The organism is Streptomyces sp. NPDC059371 (genome assembly GCF_042751995.1).
Classification (GTDB): domain Bacteria; phylum Actinomycetota; class Actinomycetes; order Streptomycetales; family Streptomycetaceae; genus Streptomyces.
Genome location: NZ_JBHYXD010000046.1, coordinates 1 through 9,070 on the forward strand (window position 1 = coordinate 1; position 9,070 = coordinate 9,070).

Annotated in this window: 6 protein-coding genes; all 6 read right to left on the minus strand. The window is 73.4% G+C overall.

The window, feature by feature from the left end; genetic code table 11:
• Positions 1–132 precede the first annotated feature (132 nt).
• Positions 133–975, minus strand: coding sequence for a nitrilase-related carbon-nitrogen hydrolase (locus ACFXGX_RS24285; protein ID WP_384794828.1), 843 nt, complete (start codon positions 973–975; stop codon positions 133–135).
• Between the two features lie 145 nt (positions 976–1,120).
• Complete coding sequence (locus tag ACFXGX_RS24290; RefSeq protein WP_384794830.1) at positions 1,121–2,677, minus strand: PucR family transcriptional regulator; 1,557 nt, start codon at positions 2,675–2,677, stop codon at positions 1,121–1,123.
• Between the two features lie 149 nt (positions 2,678–2,826).
• On the minus strand, positions 2,827–4,110 hold the full coding sequence (locus tag ACFXGX_RS24295; protein ID WP_384794832.1) for an aspartate aminotransferase family protein: 1,284 nt from the start codon (positions 4,108–4,110) through the stop codon (positions 2,827–2,829).
• Entirely contained in the window at positions 4,107–4,949 is an 843-nt protein-coding gene (locus ACFXGX_RS24300) for a nitrilase-related carbon-nitrogen hydrolase (RefSeq protein ID WP_384794834.1), read from the minus strand. The genes ACFXGX_RS24295 and ACFXGX_RS24300 overlap by 4 nt, the downstream gene beginning before the upstream one ends.
• 875 nt (positions 4,950–5,824) lie before the next feature.
• Complete coding sequence (locus tag ACFXGX_RS24305; RefSeq protein ID WP_384794836.1) at positions 5,825–7,630, minus strand: hypothetical protein; 1,806 nt, start codon at positions 7,628–7,630, stop codon at positions 5,825–5,827.
• 226 nt (positions 7,631–7,856) lie between these two features.
• Entirely contained in the window at positions 7,857–8,792 is a 936-nt protein-coding gene (locus tag ACFXGX_RS24310; protein ID WP_384794838.1) for an HAD family hydrolase, read from the minus strand.
• Between the last annotated feature and the right edge of the window lie 278 nt (positions 8,793–9,070).

Sequence of the window (9,070 nt, forward strand, 5' to 3'; positions counted from 1 at the left end):
GGGGGGGGGCGGGGGGGGGGGGGGGGGGGGGTGGGGGGGGGGGGGGTGGGCGGGGGGCGGGTGCCTGGGGCGGGGGGCGGGTGGGGGCCGCCCCGCCCCCCCCCACGACTGGAGCGTGCCCCCTCCGGACGGTCAGGGCGCGGTCAGCGGCCCGTACGCCCCCGGCGCGCGGTCGCGGTAGAACTGCCACCGGTCGCGGACCTCGCGAAGCTTGGCCATGTCCAGGTCGCGGACGACGAGTTCGGCCTCCTTGTCGCTGGCCACCTCGCCGACGAACTGGGCCTCGGGGTCCACGAAGTACGAGGTCCCGTAGAAGTCGTTGTCGCCGTACTCCTCCTGCCCGACCCGGTTGATCGCACCCACGAAGTACTCGTTGGCGACGGCGGAAGCCGGCTGTTCCAGCTGCCAGAGGTAGCCGGACAGCCCCCGGGAGGTGGCCGACGGGTTGAAGACGATCTCCGCGCCCGCGAGACCGAGGGCCCGCCAGCCCTCCGGGAAGTGCCGGTCGTAGCAGATGTAGACCCCGATCCGGCCCACGGCCGTGTCGAACACGGGCCAGCCGGAGTTCCCCGGCCGGAAGTAGAACTTCTCCCAGAATCCGGGTACTTGGGGAATGTGGGTCTTGCGGTACTTGCCCAGGTAGGAGCCGTCGGCATCGATCACGGCCGCCGTGTTGTACAGGACGCCGGGCTGTTCCTCCTCGTACATCGGCAGCACGAGGACAAGGCCCAGTTCCTTCGCCAGCGCCTGGAAGCGCCGGACGATCGGGCCCTCGGGGATCTGCTCGGCGTACGCGTAGAACTCCTTGTCCTGCACCTGGCAGAAGTACGGTCCGTAGAACAGCTCCTGGAAGCACAGGACTTGGGCGCCCTGCGCGGCCGCGTCGCGGGCCGCCTGCTCGTGGACCTGGATCATCGATTCCTTGTCGCCGGTCCATGCGGTCTGGAAGACGGCGGCGCGGATCACTCTGCTCATCGGGACCTCCGGTCGCTCGGTGTGCGAGGAGACTAGAAAGCCCCGGCCGGTTCTTTGAGTTGCACCGTGTCACGTCCGAAGTGCTTTGCCGTTCCACGGTGTCACCTCCGCGTTCTCCCGTGTTGCGCCTGACTGGTTCGGTGTTTCACCGCTGTTGCGCGTCGTGCGCGAGCAGGGCGATGTGGACGGACGCGGCCTGTTCGAAGTCGTCGAGGTCGACGCCGAGACGGGCCTGTATGACCTCCAGCCGGCGGTAGAGCGCGGGCCGGCTGACGTGGTGGAGCTGCGCCGTGCGGGACTTGTTGCGGCCGGTGGCGAGGTAGGTCCGCAGCACGGGCAGCAGCCGTGGATCCGCCTGCGGACCGCTCAGCAGCCCGTCGAGTTCGCGTTCCGCGAAGGACTGGACGTTCGGGTCGTCCCGCAGCAGCCGGACCAGGCCGCGCAGATGGACGTCACGCAGCCGGACCAGTGCGGGCCGGTCCTGGTCGGCGGGCGGGTCGCCGGCGGCCTCGGCGACGTGCAGGGCCTCGCGCAGTCCGGCGGGCACGTCGTCCCAGGCGGTACGGGGCCCGGCGGCGGCCACGGTGGCGGGGGCCCCGGTCTCGTGCCGCAGCCGTACGGCGAAATGCTCGGCCAGCGCCTCGGCGTCCTGGTCGCGCGGAAGGCTGAGCAGCAGCGCGGTGGCTCCGTCGGACAGCTCGGCGACGAGCCCCGGCAGCCCCAGCAGGCGCAGCACACGGTCGAGTTGGGCCGCGTCGCCGTCGCGCACCACCAGGGGCACGAAGGTGCGGCGGTTCACGGGCAGTCCGGCGGCCCGCGCTCGCGGCAGGAGCTGGCGGGCCGGTACGACGCCGCTCACGAGGTCGGTCAGCAGGCCCTGCGCGGACTCCTCCTCCCAGGAGTGGGCGGGGCCGGCGAGCATGCGGTGCAGGACCAGGGCCTCGGCGGCCCGGTCGGCGAGCAGCCGCCCGGTCGCCACGTCGCCCCGGTGGCCGCACAGCACGATGCGGCCCCATCGCTCCCCCCGTCCGCCGAGTTCGGCGCGGATCCATCCGTCGCCCTCGCTGCCGCCCGCCTGCCGGGCGATGCGGTCCCAGTCGCGCAGCACGTCGTCGACGGCGGAGCGTTCGCCGGCGGTGGCGAGGACCCGGTGGGCGAGGTTGGTGACGACGACGGGGCAGGCGGCGTGCACGGCGATCTCGTCGAGCATGTGCTGGAGCGGGGCACCGGTGGTGATCAGTCCGGTGAGTGCGGTGCGTACGGCTTCGGAGAGGCTCACCGCGGCGAACTTGTGCCGCACCAGCCGGGACTGCACCTCCTCGGTCAACTCGGCGAAGGGGAAGGGGCGGTGGAGCACCACCATCGGCAGGCCGCAGCGTTCGGCGGCCCGGCGCATCACGTCCGGGGGCGCGGGGAAGGCGCGGCCGAGCCCGAGGACGACGGCCGCGGCCTCGGCGCGGTGCAGCGAACGGATGTACTCGGCCTGGGCATCGGGGTCGCCGGCGAGCAACACCCCGGTGGTGAGGACCATTTCGCCGCCGCTGAGCATGACGCCCACGTCGGCGGCCTCGGCGACGTGCACCCAGCGGACGGACCGGTCGAGATGGCCGGCACCGGCCACCACCTCGGGCTCCCCGGCCAGCACCCGGTCCAGGGCGAGGACCTGGCGCACCGAGAGGGCGGGTTCCAGGACGGTGGTCATGGCGGCGTTCCCCTTTGTCCGTGGCTCGGTTCGCCTCCGGAGCGCTGCGGGCGGCCGCGGGGACTCGACGCGCACCCGGACCCCCGGGTCCTCGCGCGCCGGGTCCTCGAGACCACCGCCCCTTCGGCTCACCCGCCCTTGCTCATCTCTTACTGGGCCCGCCTCAGAGCGCGTTCCAGGATCGACGCGCCCTCCTCCGCCTCCGCGACGGTGAGGGAGAGCGGCGGGGCGATACGCAGCACGCTGGTGTCGTGGCCGCCGCCCTTGCCGATCAACAGGCCTTCCTCGCGGGCCGCTTCGAGGACCGCCGCGGCTCCCTCGGGGTGTGCCCGGTCGGTTCCGGGCTTCACCAATTCGATGCCGATCATCAGTCCGCGGCCGCGCACCTCGCGTACACCGTCGAACTGCGCGGCGACCGCGCGGAGCCGTTCGATGAGCAGGCCGCCGACGCGCCGGGCGTTGCCCTGGAGGTCGTGTTCGAGGAGGTAGGTGAGATTCGCGAGTCCCGCCGCCATCGTGACCGGCGAACCGCCGAAGGTCGAGATGGAGTTGGAGTCGAGGCAGTTCATGATCCCGGCGCTGGCGACGACTCCGCCGATGGACATGCCGTTGCCGATGCCCTTGGCGAAGGTGAGCATGTCGGGCGGGCCGGACGCGGCGTGGGCCTGCCAGCCCCAGAAGTGCTCGCCGGTGCGGCCCCAGCCGGTCTGCACCTCGTCGGAGATCCAGAGGACGCCGTGCTCCTGGAGGACCTCGCGGAAGGCCGCGTACAGGCCGTCGGGGGGCGCGGTGAACCCGCCGACGCCCTGGATCGGTTCGGCGATCAGCGCGGCGGGCGGGCGGACATGGCCGAGCAGGTCCTTCAGGTCCTCCACGCAGGCGTCGGTGAACGCGGCGTCGTCGAGGTCGGCGTAGGGGCCGCGGGTGCGGACACCGCCGTGCACGTACAGCGTCTGGAGCGGTGACAGGGAGGTGGGCGACCAGCCCTTGTTGCCGGTGATCCCGACCGCGCTGAACGACCGGCCGTGGTAGCTGTTGCGCATGGCGAGGATCTGATTGCTGCGCCGGTGGGTGGTGGCGAGCAGCAGGGCCGTGTCGTTGGCCTCGGTGCCGGAGGTGGTGAAGAAGACGCGGGCGTCGGGGATGCCGGACAACTGGGCGACTCGTTCGGCGAGTTCGACCATCGGCCGGTTGAGGTAGAGCGTCGAGGAGTGGATGATCCGGCCGGCCTGCTCGCTGACGGCCTTCGTCACCTCGGGCAGGGCGTGCGCGGTCATCGTGGTGAGGATGCCGCCGAAGAAGTCGAGGTACTTGTTTCCGTCGGAGTCCCAGACGTGGCGGCCCTCGCCGTGGGTGATCTCGATCGGGTCCTCGTAGTAGAGGGCGAGCCAGTCCGGCAGGACAGCCTGGTGGCGGGTGTACAGGTCGGTCATGGCTGCACCAGCCCTTCGTAGGCGTCGGGGCGCCGGTCGCGGTAGAACGCCCACTGCTGGCGTACCTCCTCGATGAGGCCGAAGTCCAGGTCGCGGACGACGAGTTCCTCGGCCTTGTCGCTCGCCCGCTCGCCGACGAACCGGCCGCGCGGGTCGACGAAGTACGAGGTTCCGTAGAAGTCGTTGTCGCCGTACTCCTCCTGCCCGATCCGGTTGATCGCCGCGATGAAGTACTCGTTGGCGACGGCCGCCGCGGGCTGTTCGAGCTGCCAGAGATAGGCGGACAGGCCGCGGGAGGTGGCGGAGGGGTTGTACACGAGCTGGGCGCCGTTCAGACCGAGCTGCCGCCAGCCTTCGGGGAAGTGCCGGTCGTAGCAGATGTAGACCCCGACCCGTCCGACGGCCGTGTCGAAGACGGGCCAGCCGAGGTTTCCGGGCTTGAAGTAGTACTTCTCCCAGAACCCCTTCACCTGCGGGATGTGGTGCTTGCGGTACTTCCCGAGGTAGGTGCCGTCGGCGTCGATCACGGCCGCGGTGTTGTAGTAGAACCCGGACTGCTCGACCTCGAACACGGGTACGACGATCACCATGCCGGTCTCGCGCGCGAGCTCACACATACGGGTGACGGTGGGCCCGTCGGGGACCGGCTCCGCCCAGGCGTAGTGCTCCGGCTCCTGGACCTGGCAGAAGTAGGGGGCGTTGAAGACTTCCTGGAACCCGATGACCTTGGCGCCCTGCCGGGCCGCCTCACGGGCGTGTTCCTCGTGCTTGGCGACCATGGATGCGGTGTCGCCGGTCCAGGTGGCCTGGACCAGGGCGGCACGTACGACGTTGCCCATGAGCTGCTCCTTCGACGGGACGTCAGAGAGCCTCTACGCCCGTAGACAAAGGCTGTAGAGGCTCGAAAGTAAGCCCCCCGGACAGCCTTGCCAAGACCATCGTCGTTAACCCGCTGAGTCGATCACGTTTCTGACCCTCACGGGTGAGTGACGTGGCCGCCGGATCCGGAGGTACGGCCGACCGGACGAACGCCCGGAGGACCGGGTGGTCGCCGCCGCGCGCGCACGGGCACGGGCACGGGCACGGGCACGGGCACGGGCACGGGCACGGGCACGGGCACCCGAAGGATTGCCGTCCGCGCCGTGCCCGGCGCCGTGTGCGCGCGTGCGCGAGCGGGCGGCACCGTGACCGACGTCGGGCGAAGGCATGGGGCACACCGTGACCGTCGCCGGGCGGAGGGGAACGCCGTGGCCGGCGTCAGGCGGTGGGGCCGAGCTCGGACCATCGCCGGGGCGGGGGTCCCGTCGTGACCGTCCCCAGGCGAAGGGCCGCGCCGTGACCGGCACGGGGCGGCAGGACCGCGCTCCGACCGCCGCCCGGCGGGGGCCACGCCGCTGCCGGCACCGGGCGAAGGGCCACACCGTGACCGTCCCCGGACGAAGGGCCACACCGTGACCGTCCCCGGACGAAGGGCCACACCGTGACCGTCCCCGGACGAAGGGCCACGCCGTGACCGTCCCCGGACGAAGGGCCACACCGTGACCGTCCCCGGACGAAGGGCCACGCCATGACCGTCCCCGGACGAAGGGCCACACCGTGACCGTCCCCGGACGAAGGGCCACGCCATGACCGTCCCCGGACGAAGGGCCACACCGTGATCTCGCGGGGCGGGGCGGGGGCACGGGTCACGCCGTGGCCGTCTGCGGGCGGAGGGTCATGGCGCGAACCCGGCGACGCGCAAGGCGTGGACCAGGTCCCATTGGCATTCGTCGGACACACCACGGGCCGCCCTCAGGAGCAGCGGTACGAGGCGCTCGGGGTCCGTCTCGGCGCTGCGGGCGGCTTCCTCCGGGGCGCACACACGCACGTACGCGTCGAGGAGCGCGCCGATCTCGCGGCCTCGGCCCTGGTCGGCGAGGCCGAGGACGGCGGCCCCGATCTCGGGGGCGGGCCGGGTGACGCCCTGGCGCAGCATCTGCCTGCCGTCGGCGGTGCGGCCGGCGGCGGTGAGCGCGTCGGCCGCTGCGACCAGCCGGTCTGCGGGCAGCGAGGCCGCCTCCCAGAGCAGGGTGGCCCAGTCCGCGTCGAGTCCGGCGCCGTGCAGTTCGGCGGCGAGCAGGGGGAAGCGGGCGGGTGGCCAGTACGCCGCTTCGACGAGCAGGGCATGCGCCTCGCCGCTGCGGCCTTCCCCGCGCAGCCGCGTCAGCGTCGCGACGGTCTCCGCCGTGAGCCGCAGCGCGCCCTCGTCCGGCGGCTCCGGCCGTGTCGTCGTGTGCGGGCGCGCGGGCTCCTCGGCGGCACCGGCGAAACGCGCGCCGCGGGGCGTACGCCCGCCCCGCGCGGGCGGGGCGGGCAGCACCGGACCGGCCTCCGGCACGGCCACGGGAGCCACGTCGGCCTCCACCATCCCGGCGAAACGCGCGCCCCCTCTCCGACGCCGCTTGGAACGCTTGGCCGGATGCGGGTCGGCGCCGGGCGGGGTCCTGTCGTGCGCCGGGGCGGGCGCGGCGACCCGCTCCGCGGGACGAGACCTGTCGCCGTCCGGCGCGAGGCCCGTGGGCCGGGACCCGGGCTGTGCGTGGCCGCCCGGAACGTGGCTCGCGGGAGGACGCCAGGGCTCGGCCTGCTCGGCGGCCGTCGGACGGGAACCGGGGGCCGGTCCGGCGGCCAGGCCCGGAACGAAGCCGGGCCCAGTGCCTGCGCCGGGGCCAGGGCCTGCGCCGGGGCCGGAACCGAGGCCGGGAGCATGGCCTGTCGAGTTCCCGTCAGTGCCGGGTGTGCCCGCTTGTGTGCCCGGCCAGGCGCCGGAGTGCACGCTCGGCGCACTGCCCGGCTCCCGGCCACCCCGGGCACCCGCTCCGGCCGGGTCCCCTGCGGTCGGGTCCCGGTCGGGCCGGCTTCCCTCCGAGGGGTGTCCTCCCGACGGATCCTGCCGGTTCTCCGGCCGCCACGGGCCCGCCCCGGCGGCCGGAGCCGGGAAGCCCGGCGTGTGCCGCCCGCGGACACGCAGGGCGTGACGGTCGACGTTCTCCATGCGGTGGCGCAGTTCGGCGCAGCGGGCGGCGGCCCGGTCGTGATCGTCCTGGGCCCAGGCGAGGTCCAGGCGGATCGCCTCGGCCTCCCCCCGGGAAACCGCCGTGGGAAGCCGTCCGCTCAGTTCGGCCTGGCGTTCGGCGGCGTAGCGCCGTTCGCGGAGCATGACGTCCAGGCGGTCGCCGAGCGCGTCGCGGCCGCCCGGACGGACGTCGTACGCGGCCAGCGAGGCCGCGTGCAGCGGCCGGGCCCGTGCGGTCTCCTGAGCCGCGGCCCGCTCCCCGTACTGCCCGAAGACGTCCTGGAGGAGTGCCTCCACGACGTCCCAGGGCGGCACCTCCTGACCTTCGAGGCACGCCCGCATGCCGTCGGGGTCACGTTGCCAGAAGACCCCGCACCATCCGCCGCTCCGATCGAGCCGGTCCACAAGCCCGTTCAGATACCGCGCGAACTCCAGTACCTGTTCCGGGAGTTGTCCTACAGCCATCACTCAACTCCCCGCCCGACGTGAGCACTTCGACCCGACAGAGAACACCAGTCGTGTTACGGATCGACTACGGGGAGTTTTCGGCGGGGACGCAGAGGTCTCGCCGAGGGGGCGCGTCGGAGCACGCCCGCGCGGGGCGTGCGCCCGAACGAAAACTCGGGCGCACGCCGGGAGGAACAGCCCACCGCACGCCGGACGGGCCGGACCGGCGGGCCTCGTCGCGCCCTCAGATCCGGCACGCCTCCACCCCCGCCGCGCGGGGCAGCACGAGCCGGATAAGGGCGGCGACACCCTCGTCGTCGTTGCTGGGCAGCACGATGTCGGCGGCGCGCAGTGTGTCCTCGTGGGCGTTGGCGACGGCGGCGGCGAGCCCGGCCGCGCGCAGCATCGGGATGTCGTTGGGCATGTCGCCCACGGCGGCGGTGCGTTCCAGCGGCAGCCCGCTCCGCTCGGCGAGCGTCCGCAGCGCCTCCCCCTTGTCGACACCGGGAGCGGACATTTCGAGAAAGTCACCGGTGGACCTCGTGATCACCGCGCGATCCCCGACGACCGAGCCGATCACGGCCGCCAGTTCGTCCACGAGCAGCATCGGATGGGCGGCGAGGATCTTGACCACCGGGTCCGCGTCCGCCGGCGCGGACACGCCGTCCAGCGCGACATGGCGCCAGGTGTTCGGCACCAGTCGCACGAAGGCCGTCTCCAGGCGGAGCCGGGACACGGAGTCGACCCCCAGCGCGACCCCGGGCACCGCGTCACGGACCGCGCGCAGGATTCCCGCCGCGTCACCGGGGCCGAATCCCCGGCAGTCCAGCAGCCGTCCCGACTCGGCGTCCACGGTCACCGCGCCGTTGCTGCACACCACGGGTCCGGTGAGCCCGTGGCGCCGGGCCAGGTCCAGGGTGTCGCGGACGGGCCGTCCGGTCACCCCCACCACGGCGATCCCGGCGCGCTCCGCCTCCGCGAGCGTGCCCAGGGTGCGTTCACGGATGGCGCCGGACGAGTCGAGCAGGGTGCCGTCGAGATCGGTGCAGACGAGCCGCACGATCGTGGGCACACGGCGTCCGCGCCTCGTCGCGCGCTCTGCCGGGGTGGAGGGCCGCGCCTCGCCGGGCGCCGGCTGCTGCGAAGTCGCCACGCCGGAGCGGGTGTTGGTGTTCGGCATGGCCGGAGGTTAGTGACTACGCGCGTAGACGACAAGGGAACAAGCGGTGAATTCAACAATTTCTCAACATGGGCCGCCCGAGCCGGACCGCGAGACCTCCGGGCGTCGCGAGCCGCGAGGCCGTTCCGGCGCGGAGCCGACGAGCCTTCGCGCCGACGAGCCCCCCAACCACGGAGCCTCCGAGCCGGGGGGGGGGGGCGCGGGGGCGGGCGCGGGGCGCGACCCCACCCCCGCCCCCCCCCCCCCCCCCCCCCCCAGCGCCCAGCGCACACAGAGCG